Raw genomic sequence first — 15,245 nt, 5'->3', positions numbered from 1 at the left:
TGTGTAAACGATGTCCCCGGTTTCAGTTGTAAACGATGTCTACAGTTCTACACCGCGATGGCGTTGTAACAGTCAACGCCTATGGCTTTGGAACTCAGCGGTTGCGGGTCAGCAGCGCCGGTTTCTCACCACGAGGACGGCCTGGCAGTTGGTCCAACTGCTCGGGTGTCGGGAAGCGATCAGCTTTCGACTCCTTGTGGATGATCTTCGGCGCCGGGCCACCACGCGGGTTTTGCACCGCTGGCTCGGACAGGCGTGGCTGGTCGTCACGGGCCGGGCGGCGGTTGTTGCTGCGCGAATCTTCGCGACGCGCCTGGCCGTCACGCGGTGCACCATTACGCGGGCCGCTGCGCTTGGCAGGCGGAGTACCGGTGCTGCCGCCGCTGCTGTTGCGCGGGCCGTTCTGGCGACCGCCCTGAGGCTGGCCGCCACGGGGAGCACCCGCACCGGCGCCTTGTGCCGGGGCACCTGGACGACGGCCACGGCCCTGGGCCGGCTTGGCCTGGGGCACGTAGTCGACGCGGTTACCGAAGTTATCCACATCGTCGTCGAGGAACTCGTCCGGGGCACGGTCAGCGGCGGCGCGTGGCGGCTGGCTCGGCTGGCGCTGTTCGCGGGCCGGGGTGCCTTCACGTGGCTTTTGCTCACGGGCCGGGCGTTCACCTCGGCTGCTGGTGGCGGACTTTTCCTTGCCCTTGTCCTTGCCTTTGTCGCGACGACCACCGCCACCACCGCCGCCGTTCGGGCCATCGCCCTTCGGACCGCGTGGGTTGCGCGGGTTACGCACATCCGGACGCTCGCGGGCTTCAGGTTTCTCGGCCTCCACGGCGCTAGCATCGAAGCCCATCAGGTCGCCGTCGGCGATTTTCTGCTTGGTCATACGTTCGATGCTTTTCAGCAGTTTTTCTTCGTCCGGTGCGACCAGGGAAATGGCCTCACCCGAACGACCGGCACGGCCAGTACGGCCGATACGGTGCACATAGTCTTCATCGACGTTCGGCAGCTCGAAGTTGACTACGTGTGGCAACTGGTCGATATCCAGGCCGCGGGCGGCGATATCGGTGGCGACCAGGATGCGCACAGTGCCGGCCTTGAAGTCGGCCAGGGCTTTGGTGCGAGCGTTCTGGCTCTTGTTACCGTGGATGGCAACAGCGGTGAGGCCGTGTTTGTCCAGATACTCGGCCAGGCGGTTGGCGCCGTGCTTGGTGCGGGTGAAGACCAGCACCTGTTCCCACGCGCCGTGGGTGATCAGGTGCGCCAGCAGCGAGCGCTTGTGGCTGGCGGCGAGGCGGAATACGCGTTGCTCGATACGCTCGACCGTGGTGTTCGGTGGCGTGACTTCGATGCGCTCCGGGTTGTGCAGCAGCTTGCCGGCCAGGGCCGTGATGTCCTGGGAGAACGTTGCCGAAAACAGCAGGTTCTGACGTTTGGCCGGCAGGCGTGCGAGGACCTTTTTCACGTCATGGACAAAGCCCATGTCGAGCATACGGTCGGCTTCGTCCAGCACGAGGATTTCCACGTGGGACAAATCGACGCTGCCCTGGCCGCACAGGTCGAGCAAACGACCCGGGCAAGCGACCAGTACGTCAACGCCACGGGACATGGCCTGAACCTGTGGGTTCATGCCGACACCGCCGAAGATGCAGGCGCTGACGAACTTCAGGTCGCGGGCGTACAGCTTGAAGCTGTCGTGGACCTGGGCTGCGAGTTCGCGGGTAGGGGTCAGGACCAGTACACGCGGTTGGCGCGGGCCGTGACGCTGGGATTTGTCCGGGTGACCGTTGGGAAACAACCGCTCCAGAATCGGGAGGGCGAAACCACCGGTTTTACCGGTACCTGTCTGAGCCGCGACCATCAGGTCGCGACCTTGCAACACGGCGGGAATGGCCCGCTGTTGCACCGGAGTAGGCTCGGTATAGCCCGCTGCCTCGATGGCGCGGACTAAAGCCTCGGAGAGACCGAGGGAAGCAAAGGACATGAGTAATCCTGTTTTAGTTAGGGCTTGGCCCAAAGGGATAATCTTGCCGGGCGTGAATGGCGCTTAGGGGAGCGCAATCCCGTCCGGTCCTGCTGTGTCTGGCGGGCACTCCACCGGCTCGCGCGGGCTGCAAAGCTGCGCAGTAGCTGGGTTGGGTGCCTTTTTCAAGACCCGAGCGGCCGGGCGTAAGCCTGGCGGAAAGGCCGGAGTATAACAGAGCAATCACGGCGCGCTGCTTTCCTGCTGCTCAACGGCGTGTTCGGAGGCTGATATCGGGGAGGTTTGCGCCTGCATCCCACCATATTTGGCGCTCAAGGCGGCATAGGCCGGCTCTTGCTTGAAGCGCTTGAGCTCGGCGGCAAAGCGCTGTACCAACAGGTCCATGCCGGCTCCACGGCGCACCGCGAGAAATTGTTGTTGGCGGCTGACCACCACTGCCGCCTGGCTGACTTTGCCCTCAAGGCCCAGCGTCTTGATGATGTGCTGCCCCACTCGCCGGTCAGTCACGACCATGTCGATGCGTCCGAGCATCAGCTTGCCGAAATTGGCTTCATGGCTGGGGGCAGGCTCGCGCTCGAATGCGCTGGACCCACTGAACGTCTCGCCATAGAGGTAGCCGGGTGAGATGCCGACAGTCAGGCCACGCAGCTCATCGAGGGTTGTGGCGGGGTGAGGGCGATCATTGGCGTAGAACAGGACGAATTCGACTTCCGACAAGGGTTCACTGGGGTAGAGCAACTGGGCGTCGCGTTCATGGCTGTGGAAAATATCCAGCGCGCCATCGGCGTGACCCTGCTCGAGCATCGCCAGGCAGCGCTTCCAGGGCAGGAATTGCCATTGCACTTCCACGCCCAGACGTTGGAACACGGCCACTGTGGTTTCGTAATCCAGGCCGGCCCTGGTGCCGTTATCGTCGTAGACATAGGGCGCCCAGGGCTCGGTGACAATGCGCAGTTTCTCGCCATGAGCGACCAGGCTCAGGCAAGAAAAAAGCACGGCGGTCAGTAGCTTGAAAATGGCGGGCATACCTTGAGGTTACGACGCTCCCGACAGAAAGAGAAGCTCTACCACGCGCATTGGCGGGCGGTGTTATTTCGCCGGAGCGTCCAGCAAGTGTTCGTGGATCGCGGCGCGACGCTCGCCCAGTATCAGCCGCACCACGGGGTTGGCGAACCAGTGTTCCAGTTGGTGGGCATCCAGTGGGCGCTTCTGGCGTTCTTCCTGGTTTTGTCGTGCCTTGTCCCACCAAACCGGACCGCAGGCCTGATCGAACTCGTTTTCGTGCTCGTAGCAACCATAGAGGATTTCACGAATGAACTGTTGCTGGTGCTTGGGCAGCAGCAGGGTGATCAGCTTGTACATCAAGCGCTGCAAGCGCGGCGGGCGCGGCAGGTGCGAGGAGACCTGGCGGGTATCGGCCAGGGCCTGCGCACTGGTTGGGGCACTGGCGTGTTTGGCGATCCACGCCTTGACCTTGGCCCGGAACAGCTGTTTGCGGCTCCAGTAATGGTGGATCAGGTCCGGGCATTCGCGCACGTTGACGGTGCGGTAGGCGGCGATGGACAGGCAGAACTCTTCCAGGGTGTAGGCGCCCTGGGCGTGGGGGAACAGTTCATCCATCAATTCGATGGAGCGGTCGAGGATGTGTGCATCCTGTTGGGTCAGGCCCATGACCCCGGAATTGAGGGTCATCATGTCATCGTCGGCCACGCCCATCTCCAGCAGACGCTGGTGCAGGGCGGTGTAGAGGATGCTTTCGTGGTTGTCGCCGTACTTGGTGTAGAAGGCGTTGCACAGCAGGGTGCCGGGCTGCACGCGCTCGAACAGGGCCATGGGCGAATGGTGGAAGAACGTGTCGGTGTCGATCAGCAGCGCCACCTCCGACTCTTCCAGTACCTGGCGCAGTACCACGTGTTTGGTGCGGAAATGATAACCGTGGGGCTCGCTCCAGCGTTTGCGAGTGGCCTCGTCCAGTGGGCGCACGCGTACCGGCAGCAAGTGATAAGGCTCTGGATTGTCGGTGAACACCTGAATGTCCACGTTCGCGTCCGGGGTGTCCTGCAGGAACGCCAGTGCGCTGGCGATGCTGAATACCGCTTCCTGGTGGTAGGTCTGGGCACCGAAGACCAGATAGACCAGTTGCGGGCGGGAAGTCGGGGACACTGTATTCATGGACTGCGGGGTTCCGTGGGTCACGTAAAACGACAAAGGCCCTCGTCTGAGGGCCTTGGTACAACCGAACAGACCTCAGCGTGGCAGCTTGAGGTTGTTCCAGACAGCAAGACTGGGTTCAGATTGGTTCAGGGTATAGAAATGCAACCCTGGCGCACCACCCTGCAACAATTGCTCACACATCTCGGTGATGACCTGTTCGCCGAAGGCCTGGATGCTTTTGACGTCGTCGCCATAGGCTTCCAGTTGCTTGCGCACCCAGCGGGGGATTTCGGCACCGCAGGCGTCGGAGAAACGTGCCAGCTTGCTGTAGTTGGTGATCGGCATGATGCCCGGCACGATCGGGATATTCACACCCATCGCTTGTACACGCTCGACGAAGTAGAAGTAGCTGTCGGCGTTGAAGAAGTACTGGGTGATTGCACTGTTGGCACCGGCATTGGCCTTGCGCACGAAGTTCTGCAAATCGTCTTCGAAATTGCGCGCCTGGGGGTGCATCTCCGGGTAAGCGGCCACTTCGATATGGAAGTGATCGCCGCTTTCTTCGCGGATGAAACTCACCAGGTCATTGGCGTAGCGCAGCTCACCGCTGGCCATGCCCATGCCGGACGGCAGGTCGCCACGCAAGGCGACGATACGCTTGATGCCGGCAGCTTTGTATTGGGTCAGCAGACCACGCAGGTCGGCCTTGCTGTCGCCCACGCACGACAAGTGCGGAGCGGCGGGAATTTTGACTTCGCTTTCCAGCTGCAACACGGTGTTGATCGTGCGGTCGCGGGTCGAACCGCCGGCGCCGTAGGTGCAGGAGAAGAAGTCGGGGTTGTAGCTGGCCAGCACCTTGGCAGTGGCCATCAGCTTTTCATGCCCAGCATCGGTCTTGGTCGGGAAAAACTCGAAGCTGTAGCGACGGTCTTGGGACATGGTAATACCCTTTGAAACCCAGAATTGCGGAGTGTGTACACCGTCGATGTGGGAGGGGGCTTGCTCCCGATGGCGGAGTGTCAGTTAATAAATATATTGACTGACCCACCGCCATCGGGAGCAAGCCCCCTCCCACATTAAAGCCCGTTCCCCCACAGGGAGAGTGGGCAGCAGGTGTATCAGTAGCGGTAAGCGTGCGGCTTGAACGGGCCCTCAACCGTCACACCGATGTAGTCGGCCTGGGTCTTGGTCAGTTGAGTCACGACGCCGCCGAAGCCGCGGACCATTTCCAGGGCCACTTCTTCGTCGAGTTTCTTGGGCAGTACTTCAACGGTCAGGCGCTCGGCTTTCTGGGCTGGCGACAGGTCGGCGTACTTCTGTTCGAACAGGAAGATCTGCGCCAGTACCTGGTTGGCGAACGAGCCGTCCATGATGCGGCTTGGGTGACCGGTGGCGTTGCCCAGGTTAACCAGGCGGCCTTCGGCCAGCAGGATCAGGTAGTCATCGTTCTGCGGGTCGAAATTGCCGGCGCCGGTACGGTGAACCTTGTGCACCTGCGGTTTCACTTCTTCCCATGCCCAGTTCTTGCGCATGAATGCGGTGTCGATCTCGTTGTCGAAGTGGCCGATGTTGCAGACAACGGCGCGCTTCTTCAGGGCCTTGAGCATGTTCGCATCGCACACATTCACGTTACCGGTGGTGGTGACGATCAGGTCGATCTTGCCCAGCAGGGCCTTGTCGATGCTTGCTTCGGTACCGTCGTTGATACCGTCGATGAACGGCGAAACCACTTCGAAACCGTCCATGCAGGCTTGCATGGCGCAGATCGGGTCAACTTCGGAGACCTTGACGATCATGCCTTCCTGACGCAGGGACTGGGACGAACCCTTGCCCACGTCACCGTAGCCGATCACCAGGGCTTGCTTGCCCGACAGCAGGTGGTCTGTGCCACGCTTGATTGCATCGTTCAGGCTGTGACGGCAGCCGTACTTGTTGTCGTTCTTGCTCTTGGTCACCGAGTCGTTGACGTTGATGGCCGGGATCTTCAGCTCGCCCTTGGCCAGCATATCCAGCAGGCGGTGCACGCCCGTGGTGGTTTCTTCGGTCACGCCGTGGACGCGGTCGAGGATCTGCGGGTATTTCTTGTGCAGCAGTTCGGTCAGGTCGCCGCCGTCGTCGAGGATCATGTTGGCATCCCATGGCGCGCCATCCTTGAGGATGGTTTGCTCCAGGCACCACTCGTACTCTTCTTCGGTTTCGCCCTTCCAGGCAAATACCGGGATACCGGCGGCAGCGATAGCGGCGGCGGCCTGGTCCTGAGTCGAGAAGATGTTGCACGAGGACCAACGCACTTCGGCACCCAGGGCAACCAGGGTTTCGATCAGTACGGCGGTCTGGATGGTCATGTGGATGCAGCCCAGAATCTTCGCGCCCTTGAGCGGCTGTTCAGCGGCGTACTTGCGACGCAGGCCCATCAGGGCCGGCATTTCGGATTCGGCGATAAAGGTTTCGCGACGGCCCCAGGCAGCGAGGGACATGTCGGCGACTTTGTAGTCGTTGAAATCTGCAGGCGTCATTACAGCGCTCATAGAGAGCCTCCATTCGTAGTGTGCGAATGGGCGCCGTTGTGCGTTTAGTATCAGGCCAGGGCAACCAGGCCGGACAACGCCCCATCCGAGCCTGACAGGTTGAACCTGCTGCAGCGCCCCTCGGACAGGTGGCGGGAGAACGGTATCAATCGAAGATGACCGTTTTGAAACGGAGGCGATTATAGCCGTGTATGTGGCACTTCCCAAGCCTTTCTGTCGGCGGCATGAAGATCGCGCATGGGGGCGATAGGCAATGGCTCATAGAGCTTGGGCCCTGGCTCTGCCATGATGTTGCCCATCATTTGGCAAGACGCTTTGGAGTGATCATGAACTTCCACACCCGCAAATGGGTAAAACCCGAAGACCTCAACCCCAACGGCACCCTGTTCGGTGGCAGCCTGCTGCGCTGGATCGATGAAGAAGCAGCCATTTACGCGATTGTCCAATTGGGCAACCAGCGCGTGGTGACCAAATACATCTCCGAAATCAACTTTGTCAGCGCCTCGCGCCAGGGCGACATCATTGAACTGGGTATCACCGCCACTGAGTTCGGCCGCACCTCCATCACTCTGACCTGTGAAGTGCGCAACAAGATCACCCGCAAAAGTATCCTGACGGTGGAAAAAATGGTCTTCGTCAACCTGGGCGAAGACGGTTTGCCGGCGCCCCATGGCCGTACCGAAATCAAGTATGTGAAGGACCAGTTCCAGGACGACGGTCTTTCTGAGTAACACCTGCGCGACGTGATTTGCGTTACCAAATCATTCCGTGTGGATCCTTCCGAGGCTCTCTCATCACTCAGGCCTACACCCTGTAGAGAGAGCCTCATGTATGAAAGTCTCCAGTTCTGTTGTAGAAAATAAGCCTCTTTCGTCTCAAACCTTCAGCCAGGACGTGAAGACGCCTTTGGTCAAGGGCGTGGGCGAGCGCAACCTGAGTATTTATCGGCATAGCGATGGCCGCGTCGAGGTGGTGCTGTCACCGCCGCCGCCCGCTCACTTGGTGCTCAGTGGCGGTGGCGCCAAGGGCATTGCCTTTCCCGGGATGGTGCAGGCGCTTGAAGACGCCGACAAACTCAAAGGCGTCAAGGTGGTGTCGGGCTCGTCTGCCGGTGCGATTTCTGCAGCGTTACTCGCCAGTGGCATGGACGCGAAGGCGTTCACGCAGTTGTCGAACAGCCTCGACTTGCCCAGCCTGCTCAATAGCAAAGATCCGATCCTGGCCTGGCTGCAGGATGCCAGTTCCAAACTTGGCAAGCTTGCGGGCAATCTACCTGGCCCGGGCGGCAATATTTCGCAACTGCTGCTGACCCTGCTGCCGCGCCTGCAAACCGAGGGGCAGCCCCTGGAAGAATTGATTCGCAACCAGTCACGTCAATCGATTCTTGCCCATATCGAGCGTATGCCCAAGGCGGACCGCCCGCCTGAAGTCACGCAAATCGCCGACCGGCTCAAAGCCGGAGCCGGGCCCACCTTTCGCGACCTGGAGGTGTTGAGCCGCCATATTCCGGCGATCAAGCAACTGAACATCACGGGCACAGGCATGTTCGACGGTCGTCCACAGTTGGTGGTGTTCAATGCCAGCCTGACGCCAGATATGGACATCGCCCGTGCTGCGCTTATTTCGGGGGCGTTGCCGGGCCTGTTCAAGAGCCCGTCCGAACAGGGCCATGGGTTTCAGGCGGATGCAGAGGTTACGGCGTTTCAAGACGGAGGGCTGCTCCTCAATACCCCTGCCCCCGGTGTCATTGAACGTTCGTTTCCGCAGAGCCCTTTGGGCAAGGACGAATCGCTGATCGTCAAGTTCGAATCCGAGCAGAGCTCACCACCGCGCCAGAGCGGTGGTTTTTTCAGCCATTTGGCTGACAAGTTCACAGGCACGCCGCATACCGCGGCTGAAACCTACCAAGATGACCGGCTCAAGGCGTTCTCGGATCAAACGGTGACATTGCCGTTGAACTCGAACAAAGGCGATTTTCGCGGCCTGCTCAACGGCACCGTCAACTTCACCATGACGCTTGAACAGAAACAGCATTTGCAGGCCCAGGCTCGCCAATCGGTGTCGAGCCACCTGCAAAAGCGTGAACTGACACGTGAGCGCCATGAGTTCGCCTCCCTGGACGATGCTGTGTTGGCGATGGATGATCAAATGCTTGCCAGCGTGCAGGGTGAATTGCGCAAGGACCCCGCCAGCGCAGACGCACTGCGGTTTCGCGATGAGGCGAAACAGGCGTTGGAGGCGTTGGACAGTGCAATTACCGAAGCCAACCAATCCGACACGTCCCTGAAGATTACTCCGAAGATTGCTACGGCCTTACGCAACCTGGACTCTCTCGCCAGCAGGCCCGAGCACATCGAGTGGTTGGGCAAACGTCTGAATACGCCGGGCCAGCGCAATTTCCAGCAGCTTTTACAGGTGGGCGCCAAGCAAAAATCGGGCAGTGTGCCAAGTATGTCCAAGGTATTGAGCAGTGCGGTCGCCGAGATGCAAAGTCGGGATATCGGGGTGAAAGCTGAAAACTTTACGCGGGAGGTCATCTACCCATCGCTGTACCGTCCTGGTCAGCCGGCATCCAACGTTGAGCTGCTGCAACGTGCGGTGCGTGACTTGAAAGAGGCGAAGACGCCACAAGACTTCAATAGCGTGCTCGATGGCATCATCAAATACTATCAAGCGCGCAATAAACCTTGGAGCAAACCCGTGAGTTCCACCACCGTGGAACAGGCCAAGGCGTGGCGCATTCCGGTTTAATTGCCGGGCCATTGAACAGCCATCGTCGCGGCATGTCGTAGCTTCAGGCACCCCTCGGACTTTGGTACATCATGGCCACTCAAGCAGACGGCAAGACCCCCAACCTGTCGCAGGAAGAGCAGCAGGACGTCGACAAGAACCAGCCGCCCCGTGCGGCGGTTCTTCACGAAATCATCCGTACCCAGGGTGACCAGGAGCTGGAGCGCAGTGTCGCCGCCTTATGGTGGTCGGCACTGGCCGCCGGACTCACCATGGGCCTGTCGTTGATGGCGATGGGTTTGCTCAATTCACGCCTGCCGGACGCCGAGGGCTTCAAGGTGATAGCCAGTTTTGGCTATTGCGCGGGGTTTCTGGCGGTGATCCTCGCACGCCAGCAACTGTTCACCGAAAACACCCTGACCGCGGTGCTGCCGGTCATGAGCAAGCCCACTCTGGGCAATGCTGCACGTCTGCTACGACTATGGACAGTCGTGCTGGTAGGTAATCTGTGCGGCACTTTGCTGGTGGCTTACGTGATGTTGCATTTACCGATTTTCGATACCAAGACCGACCTGGCCTTTCTTGAAATCGGACGCAAGATCATGGAGAACGATTCTGGCCAGATGTTTGCCAAGGGCATCGTTTCCGGCTGGATGATCGCCACCATGGTGTGGATGATCCCATCAATGGAAAGCGCAAAGATGTGGATCATTATCCTGATCACATACCTGATGGCCCTGGGCGACTTCACGCATATCGTCGTTGGTTCGGCGGAAGTGTCATACCTGGTGTTTGCCGGCGAGCTGCCGTGGAAGGATTTCTGGCTGGTGTTTGCCGGACCGACCCTGGCGGGCAATATCATCGGCGGCAGTTTTATCTTCGCCCTGATCAGCCATGCGCAGATTCGCAGTGAGAGCGGGGCACCCCGCTCTGATAAGCCGGGGCCCGGTGAGCGTCGTGCGAATCGATCCGAATCAGCAAAGGGTGAATGACCGCTGCCCGCATCAGACCTGGACGGGAGGAGCGGCGGGTTCTACCGGCTCCCCACTGTTCGGCGCCCTGAGTTGGCCTTCCCAGCGAGCGATAACCAGTGGCGCAAGCGCATTGCCCAGCACATTGAGCGCCGTCACCGGCATGTCCATCAACCGGTAGACACCGGCGATGATCGCCACCCCCTCCACTGGCAAACCGGCCGCTGTCAAGGTTGCAGTGAGGATGATGAACATGAAGCCCGGCACGCCTGCCGCACCTTTTGATGTCAGCACCATGATCAGCACCAGCATCGCCTGATCAGCCAGGCTCAAATCGATCCCGTAGGCCTGGGCAATGAATAGCGTGCCCAACGCGGCAAATAAAGACGCGCCGTCCAGGTTGAACGAGTACCCCAGTGGAATGACCATGCTGGTGATCGAACGAGGCGCGCCGTAACGCTGCATCTTTTCGATCAGTTGTGGCATTACCGTCGCCGACGCGGCGCTGCTGTAGGCCAGCAACAGCTCGCTGCGGATTTCTCGTATCAAGTGGAAAAAACCGACCCCTACCATGCGCGCCACCAGCCCCAGAACACAGAGCGCAAACAGTGCGACAGCCACATAGGTGATACCGATCAGCTTGATCAGGGGTAGCAAGGCACTGAGACCGAAACTGGCCACCGTCACACCGATCAAGCCGAAGATGCCGATCGGTGAGTAGTGCATAACCAGGTGGGTGACCTTGAACATGGTGTCCGAAACGGTTTGCATGACGGCCACCAGTGGGGCTTTTTGCTGGGGTGGCAGCAGTGATAACGCACAGCCGAACAGGATGGCGAAGAACAAAACCGAGAGCAGCTTGCCCTGTGACATTGCCAGCACAATGTTGTCCGGTACGATGTTAACCAGGACGCGGCCCAGGCTTTGCGCTTCGCCGCTGGTGGTCAAGCCCGTTACCGGTGTCTGCAATGTACTGCTGAAGTCGGCGCCGGCGCCGGGCTGGAACACATTGCCGATGATCAGGCCGAACACGATGGCGATGCTGGTAATGGTGAAGAAATACGTGAATGTCTTGATACCGATGCGACCCAGTGCGCGGGTACTGCCCGCCCCGGCAATGCCGACGACCATGCAGGCAAACACCAGCGGCACGACGATCATCTTCATCAACCGGATGAACAAGTCACCGGCCGGTTGCAGCAGGTTGTCGATAAACCAGGTTTTGTGCTCCGGGAATTGATTGAGCAGGATGCCCACGATCACGCCGGCCGCGAGGCCTATCATGATGCGGGTGACAAGGCTGGAGGATGGTTTTGTACTCATGCTGTAACCCTTTCTTATTGTTTTGGTGAGGGGAGGTCAGTGGGCGAACAGGCCCTCGAAGTCCTTGAAACCCTTGACTTCGATCGGGTTGCCGCTGGGGTCGAGAAAGAACATTGTCCGTTGCTCGCCGGGTTCACCAGCAAACCGGATCACGGGTGGGATTTCGAAGGCAGTGCCCAGTCGGGTCAGGCGCTCGGCCAATTCCAGCCATTCATCCAGTGGCAGCACCACGCCCAGGTGCGGCATCAGTACATGGTGTTCGCCGACCAGGCCGGTACGTGTGGTCGCAAAGGGTGTACCCACGTGCAGTGAAAGTTGATTGCCGAAAAAGTCGAAGTCGATCCAGGTCGCACTGCAACGGCCTTCCGTGCAGCCCAAAACATCTCGATAAAAAATGCGCGCCTTGTCTAAGTCATAAACATGGTATGCAGCGTGAAAGGGTCTGTGCATGGTGGAATCTCCGAATGTGAGAGTCCCCAGATTAAACAGGCCTTATAAGCGGGTAAAACGTCTTCGCCTTAGTCTGAGCGAAAGGAAAACTGATGGATGTCCGATTCCTGAGAAGCCTGGTCGCTGTGATTGAAACGGGGTCCATAGCCGCCGCAGCGCGCCGCGAAAACCGCACTGCCGCTGCGATCAGCCAGCGGGTCAAGGCGCTTGAGCGCACGCTGGGTTGCACGCTGCTCACGCGCACGGCGCATGCCGCATGGCCCTCGGACCAATGCCTGCGCCTATTACCAAAAATTCAGGCCGTCGTTGAACAGGCGCGCGAGTTGGAGGAATACCTGAGCCGGGACGAGATATCAGGGGAGATCAAGATCGGCGCAATTTCAACGGCGTTGACTGGCGTTTTGCCGGGAGTGATCGAGCGCCTGACGGTGTCGGCACCGAAACTGAGGCTGAAGATCACACCCGGTGACTCCAGGAGCCTCTACGAGAAGTTACTTAACCAGGAGTTGGATGCGGCGATACTTGTCAGGCCGCCGTTTCAACCGCCTAAAGCCTTGTCGATGGACTTGCTGCGCTCCGAGCCATTGATTCTGGTTGCGCCCACCGAATGCAAGACCCAGGCATTTGCCGCCTTGCTGCGCGAACGCCCGTTTATTCGCTACGACGCCCGCTCTTGGGGCGGGCAGATCGCCCAGCGTTTTCTGGATGAGCAGTTCTTCGATCCAGAGGTGTTATGTGAATTGGATGCATTGGAAACCATCCTGATGCTGGTGGCCCAAGGGATGGGGGTGTCGCTGGTGCCGCAGTGGATGGGGATGCCGTGTAACGGGGTCCGGGTTGTGCCGGTTGACGACCAGCAGCGCTATGCGCGAGATCTGGTCGTCATGTACAGCTCGACACCGCGCCGCCCGTTGGCGATGCGGCACCTGCTTGAAATGCTGCGTGGTGCCCTTACTGCGACTGCGTCACGCGCTTTACAACGCGACCAATCGTCAACCCCTGCAGCAGGATCGAAGACAGCACCACGATGTAGGTGATGCTCAGCAACAAGTCGCGCTCCGGGCCCAGGGGCAGCGCCAAGGCCAAGGCCACCGAGACACCGCCACGCAAACCACCCCAGGTCAGGATGCGGATAGTACCGCGCGGTACCGTGCGCCAGCGCCGCAGCAGCAAGATCGCCGGGGCCACCGTCAACAGGCGCGAGAGCAGGATCGCCACGGCGAGCAAACTGGCCGCCAATACGTGCAGCCAGTTGAATGGCAACAGCAGCAACTCCATGCCGATCAGCGCAAACAGCAAGGCGTTGAGCATGTCATCAAGCAGTTCCCAGAAACCATCCAGGTAGCGACGCGTCATGTCGTTCATCGCCAGCTTGCGCCCCAGGTTGCCGATGATCAGCCCCGCGACCACCATTGCAATCGGTGCGGACACGTGCAGTTGCGAAGCCATGGCCGAACCGCCGATCACCAGGGCAAGGGTCAGCATCACTTCGATCTGGTGCTGTTCGATACTCTTGATCATCAGGTACACGAGGTAGCCGATCAGCCCGCCGAATACCACGCCGCCTATGGCCTCGTGGGCAAACAGCAGGGCAGTGGCGCCCGCGGTAGGCGTCTCGCCCAACTGCGCGATACCCAACAGCACGGTAAACACCACCACGGCGGTGCCATCATTGAACAGCGACTCGCCGACAATGGTGGTCTTCAGTGGTTTCGACGCATTGGCGGTACGCAGCACGCCGAGCACCGCAATCGGGTCTGTAGGCGAAATCAGCGCGCCGAACAGCAGGCAGTAGAGGAAGCTCACGTGCCAGCCGAACAGGGCGAAGATGTAGTACGCCAGGCTGCCGATCACCACGGTAGCGATCAACACACCAAAGGTGGCCAGCAGGCCGATGGGCCAGCGGTAACTGCGCAAGTCGTTCAAGTTGACATGCAAAGCGCCGGCGAAGAGCAAAAACGACAGCATCCAGTTCATCAGCAAATCGCCGAAGTCGATCTGGCCGATCAGTTGCTGGATGCGCTCTTCCAGGCCGGGATAGCCGATAAAGCTCAGGCCCTGCAGGATCAGGGAAAAAAGCAGCGCAGTGACCATTACACCGATGGTCGGCGGCAGGCCGATAAAGCGGAAGTTCACATAGGTGAGCAGGGTGGTGAGGCAAATGAAGGCGGCGACAAGTTCGAGCATCCGGGGTCCTTGGAGCAGGGAAATGTAGGCGCATGGGGGGCGCCGAGGTGGCGTTTAGTATAAACAGGTGAAGTTACATCACGAATCAATTGAGGAGGTTCTGGTGGTAGCGACAGCCCTGGTGCTGGTCGCACCCGCTGGATTACCTGGTGTGGCTGACATTGATCAGTGCCTGGCCATTTCCGTTGCTGGCGCTGGTGCGCAAGCGTGCGGCCTTCAGCCTGTTCTGGCGCACTCAATGGCGGTTGGGCCTGAGCGTGGGATTGTGCGTGTTGTTGAGCTACGCTTTGGTGCTTTGGGCCATGCAGTTGGGCTCGATTGCCGAGGCGGCGGCGTTGCGGGAAGTCAGCGTGATCCTGGTGGTGCTGTTCGGCATGCGTTACTTGAAAGAACCTTTTGGCCGGCCACGGCTCATAGCTTGTGGGTTGGTGCTGATCGGCATGTTCGTGATGAAACTCTAACCGTCGGATAAATCCAAAAAAGGAATGAGTGATGACAGTCGCTTTCTGGTGTGTGTTGATCGCAATTTTTCTGCCCTATCTATGCACGGGTGTCGCCAAGTTCAGCACGGGCAAGTTCGGAGCTCGGCACAACCACGACCCGCGTGCTTTCCTCGATACCGTTGAGGGCGTCGCCAAGCGCGCCAACAATGCGCAACTCAACAGCTTTGAAGTGACCCCGGCGTTTGCCGCGGCGGTGGTCATTGCGCACATGGCCGGCAACGCCGAACTGGTGACGATCAACGTGCTGGCGGTGCTGTTTATCACCAGCCGCCTGCTGTACATCATTTGCTACCTGGCCGATTGGGCGATTTTGCGTTCGCTGGTGTGGGCCGTGGGAATGGCGTTGATTGCGAGTTTCTTCTTTGTCTCGATCTAACGCCTGATGCAAATCCTTTGTGGGAGGGGGCAAGGCGAATCGTCG

Annotated in this window: 13 protein-coding genes, 1 pseudogene and 1 riboswitch; of the genes and pseudogenes, 6 read left to right on the top strand and 8 right to left on the bottom strand. The window is 59.7% G+C overall.

Annotation, left to right across the window (positions count from 1 at the left end):
- Positions 1 to 94 precede the first annotated feature (94 nt).
- The 5 genes from E4P01_RS11065 to ahcY form a co-directional block, all read right to left on the bottom strand.
- The gene (locus tag E4P01_RS11065) at positions 95 to 1,978 is read right to left on the bottom strand and encodes a DEAD/DEAH box helicase (RefSeq protein WP_032878973.1); all 1,884 of its coding nucleotides are present in this window, start codon (positions 1,976 to 1,978) and stop codon (positions 95 to 97) included.
- A 222-nt stretch (positions 1,979 to 2,200) separates the two neighbouring features.
- Positions 2,201 to 3,004, bottom strand: coding sequence for a transporter substrate-binding domain-containing protein (locus tag E4P01_RS11060; protein WP_032878974.1), 804 nt, complete (start codon positions 3,002 to 3,004; stop codon positions 2,201 to 2,203).
- 63 nt (positions 3,005 to 3,067) lie between these two features.
- Positions 3,068 to 4,150 (bottom strand): hypothetical protein, encoded by a 1,083-nt coding sequence (locus E4P01_RS11055; RefSeq protein ID WP_032878976.1) that lies wholly within the window; start codon positions 4,148 to 4,150, stop codon positions 3,068 to 3,070.
- 75 nt (positions 4,151 to 4,225) lie between these two features.
- Positions 4,226 to 5,071, bottom strand: coding sequence for a methylenetetrahydrofolate reductase [NAD(P)H] (metF, locus tag E4P01_RS11050; RefSeq protein WP_005792219.1), 846 nt, complete (start codon positions 5,069 to 5,071; stop codon positions 4,226 to 4,228).
- Positions 5,072 to 5,250: 179 nt separating this feature from the next.
- A complete protein-coding gene (gene ahcY, locus E4P01_RS11045; RefSeq protein ID WP_005792218.1) occupies positions 5,251 to 6,660 on the bottom strand; it encodes an adenosylhomocysteinase in 1,410 nt (469 codons plus the stop codon).
- Positions 6,661 to 6,681: 21 nt separating this feature from the next.
- Positions 6,682 to 6,788: riboswitch (S-adenosyl-L-homocysteine riboswitch) on the bottom strand.
- Positions 6,789 to 6,986: 198 nt separating this feature from the next.
- Between ahcY and E4P01_RS11040 the strand changes: the two genes are divergently transcribed.
- The 3 genes from E4P01_RS11040 to E4P01_RS11030 all read left to right on the top strand — a co-directional run bounded on the left by E4P01_RS11040 (position 6,987) and on the right by E4P01_RS11030 (position 10,382).
- Entirely contained in the window at positions 6,987 to 7,391 is a 405-nt protein-coding gene (locus E4P01_RS11040; protein ID WP_032878978.1) for a hotdog domain-containing protein, read from the top strand.
- A 100-nt stretch (positions 7,392 to 7,491) separates the two neighbouring features.
- Positions 7,492 to 9,411 carry a patatin-like phospholipase family protein gene (locus E4P01_RS11035; protein WP_216090423.1) on the top strand — a complete coding sequence of 640 codons (1,920 nt, stop codon included), beginning with the start codon at positions 7,492 to 7,494 and terminating at the stop codon, positions 9,409 to 9,411.
- 71 nt (positions 9,412 to 9,482) lie between these two features.
- A complete protein-coding gene (locus E4P01_RS11030; protein WP_248129998.1) occupies positions 9,483 to 10,382 on the top strand; it encodes a formate/nitrite transporter family protein in 900 nt (299 codons plus the stop codon).
- Positions 10,383 to 10,394: 12 nt separating this feature from the next.
- On the opposite strand, the gene E4P01_RS11025 is transcribed toward E4P01_RS11030, so the two are convergent.
- Complete coding sequence (locus tag E4P01_RS11025; protein WP_248129996.1) at positions 10,395 to 11,684, bottom strand: cation:dicarboxylase symporter family transporter; 1,290 nt, start codon at positions 11,682 to 11,684, stop codon at positions 10,395 to 10,397.
- 36 nt (positions 11,685 to 11,720) lie between these two features.
- The gene (locus tag E4P01_RS11020; RefSeq protein ID WP_216090422.1) at positions 11,721 to 12,134 is read right to left on the bottom strand and encodes a VOC family protein; all 414 of its coding nucleotides are present in this window, start codon (positions 12,132 to 12,134) and stop codon (positions 11,721 to 11,723) included.
- Positions 12,135 to 12,226: 92 nt separating this feature from the next.
- On the opposite strand from E4P01_RS11020, the gene E4P01_RS11015 reads away from it, so the two are divergent.
- On the top strand, positions 12,227 to 13,171 hold the full coding sequence (locus E4P01_RS11015; protein WP_216090421.1) for a LysR family transcriptional regulator: 945 nt from the start codon (positions 12,227 to 12,229) through the stop codon (positions 13,169 to 13,171).
- On the opposite strand, the gene E4P01_RS11010 is transcribed toward E4P01_RS11015, so the two are convergent.
- Positions 13,086 to 14,321 carry a sodium:proton antiporter gene (locus tag E4P01_RS11010; protein ID WP_216090420.1) on the bottom strand — a complete coding sequence of 412 codons (1,236 nt, stop codon included), beginning with the start codon at positions 14,319 to 14,321 and terminating at the stop codon, positions 13,086 to 13,088. The genes E4P01_RS11015 and E4P01_RS11010 overlap by 86 nt on opposite strands.
- A 125-nt stretch (positions 14,322 to 14,446) precedes the next feature.
- Here E4P01_RS11010 and E4P01_RS11005 point away from each other — a divergent pair.
- Both E4P01_RS11005 and E4P01_RS11000 read left to right on the top strand, forming a co-directional pair.
- A pseudogene (locus E4P01_RS11005) lies at positions 14,447 to 14,782 on the top strand (EamA family transporter); the annotation flags it as partial.
- A gap of 31 nt (positions 14,783 to 14,813) precedes the next feature.
- Positions 14,814 to 15,200: an MAPEG family protein gene (locus tag E4P01_RS11000; RefSeq protein ID WP_032878985.1), complete on the top strand. Its 387-nt coding sequence runs from the start codon at positions 14,814 to 14,816 to the stop codon at positions 15,198 to 15,200.
- Positions 15,201 to 15,245 lie beyond the last annotated feature (45 nt).

It is taken from the genome of Pseudomonas sp. NCIMB 10586, from assembly GCF_023127895.1.
GTDB classification, from domain to species: Bacteria; Pseudomonadota; Gammaproteobacteria; order Pseudomonadales; family Pseudomonadaceae; genus Aquipseudomonas; species Aquipseudomonas synxantha_A.
Note: the sequence above shows the minus strand (reverse complement) of the source record. Positions and strands in the feature narration are given on the sequence as shown.

What these genes read in the sequence shown, in the direction of transcription:
- E4P01_RS11065 (WP_032878973.1), bottom strand. Translation starts at nt 1,978, where the DNA reads ATGTCCTTTGCTTCCCTCGGTCTCTCCGAGGCTTTAGTCCGCGCCATC.
- E4P01_RS11060 (WP_032878974.1), bottom strand. Translation starts at nt 3,004, where the DNA reads ATGCCCGCCATTTTCAAGCTACTGACCGCCGTGCTTTTTTCTTGCCTG.
- E4P01_RS11055 (WP_032878976.1), bottom strand. Translation starts at nt 4,150, where the DNA reads ATGAATACAGTGTCCCCGACTTCCCGCCCGCAACTGGTCTATCTGGTC.
- metF (WP_005792219.1), bottom strand. Translation starts at nt 5,071, where the DNA reads ATGTCCCAAGACCGTCGCTACAGCTTCGAGTTTTTCCCGACCAAGACC.
- ahcY (WP_005792218.1), bottom strand. Translation starts at nt 6,660, where the DNA reads ATGAGCGCTGTAATGACGCCTGCAGATTTCAACGACTACAAAGTCGCC.
- E4P01_RS11040 (WP_032878978.1), top strand. Translation starts at nt 6,987, where the DNA reads ATGAACTTCCACACCCGCAAATGGGTAAAACCCGAAGACCTCAACCCC.
- E4P01_RS11035 (WP_216090423.1), top strand. Translation starts at nt 7,492, where the DNA reads ATGAAAGTCTCCAGTTCTGTTGTAGAAAATAAGCCTCTTTCGTCTCAA.
- E4P01_RS11030 (WP_248129998.1), top strand. Translation starts at nt 9,483, where the DNA reads ATGGCCACTCAAGCAGACGGCAAGACCCCCAACCTGTCGCAGGAAGAG.
- E4P01_RS11025 (WP_248129996.1), bottom strand. Translation starts at nt 11,684, where the DNA reads ATGAGTACAAAACCATCCTCCAGCCTTGTCACCCGCATCATGATAGGC.
- E4P01_RS11020 (WP_216090422.1), bottom strand. Translation starts at nt 12,134, where the DNA reads ATGCACAGACCCTTTCACGCTGCATACCATGTTTATGACTTAGACAAG.
- E4P01_RS11015 (WP_216090421.1), top strand. Translation starts at nt 12,227, where the DNA reads ATGGATGTCCGATTCCTGAGAAGCCTGGTCGCTGTGATTGAAACGGGG.
- E4P01_RS11010 (WP_216090420.1), bottom strand. Translation starts at nt 14,321, where the DNA reads ATGCTCGAACTTGTCGCCGCCTTCATTTGCCTCACCACCCTGCTCACC.
- E4P01_RS11000 (WP_032878985.1), top strand. Translation starts at nt 14,814, where the DNA reads ATGACAGTCGCTTTCTGGTGTGTGTTGATCGCAATTTTTCTGCCCTAT.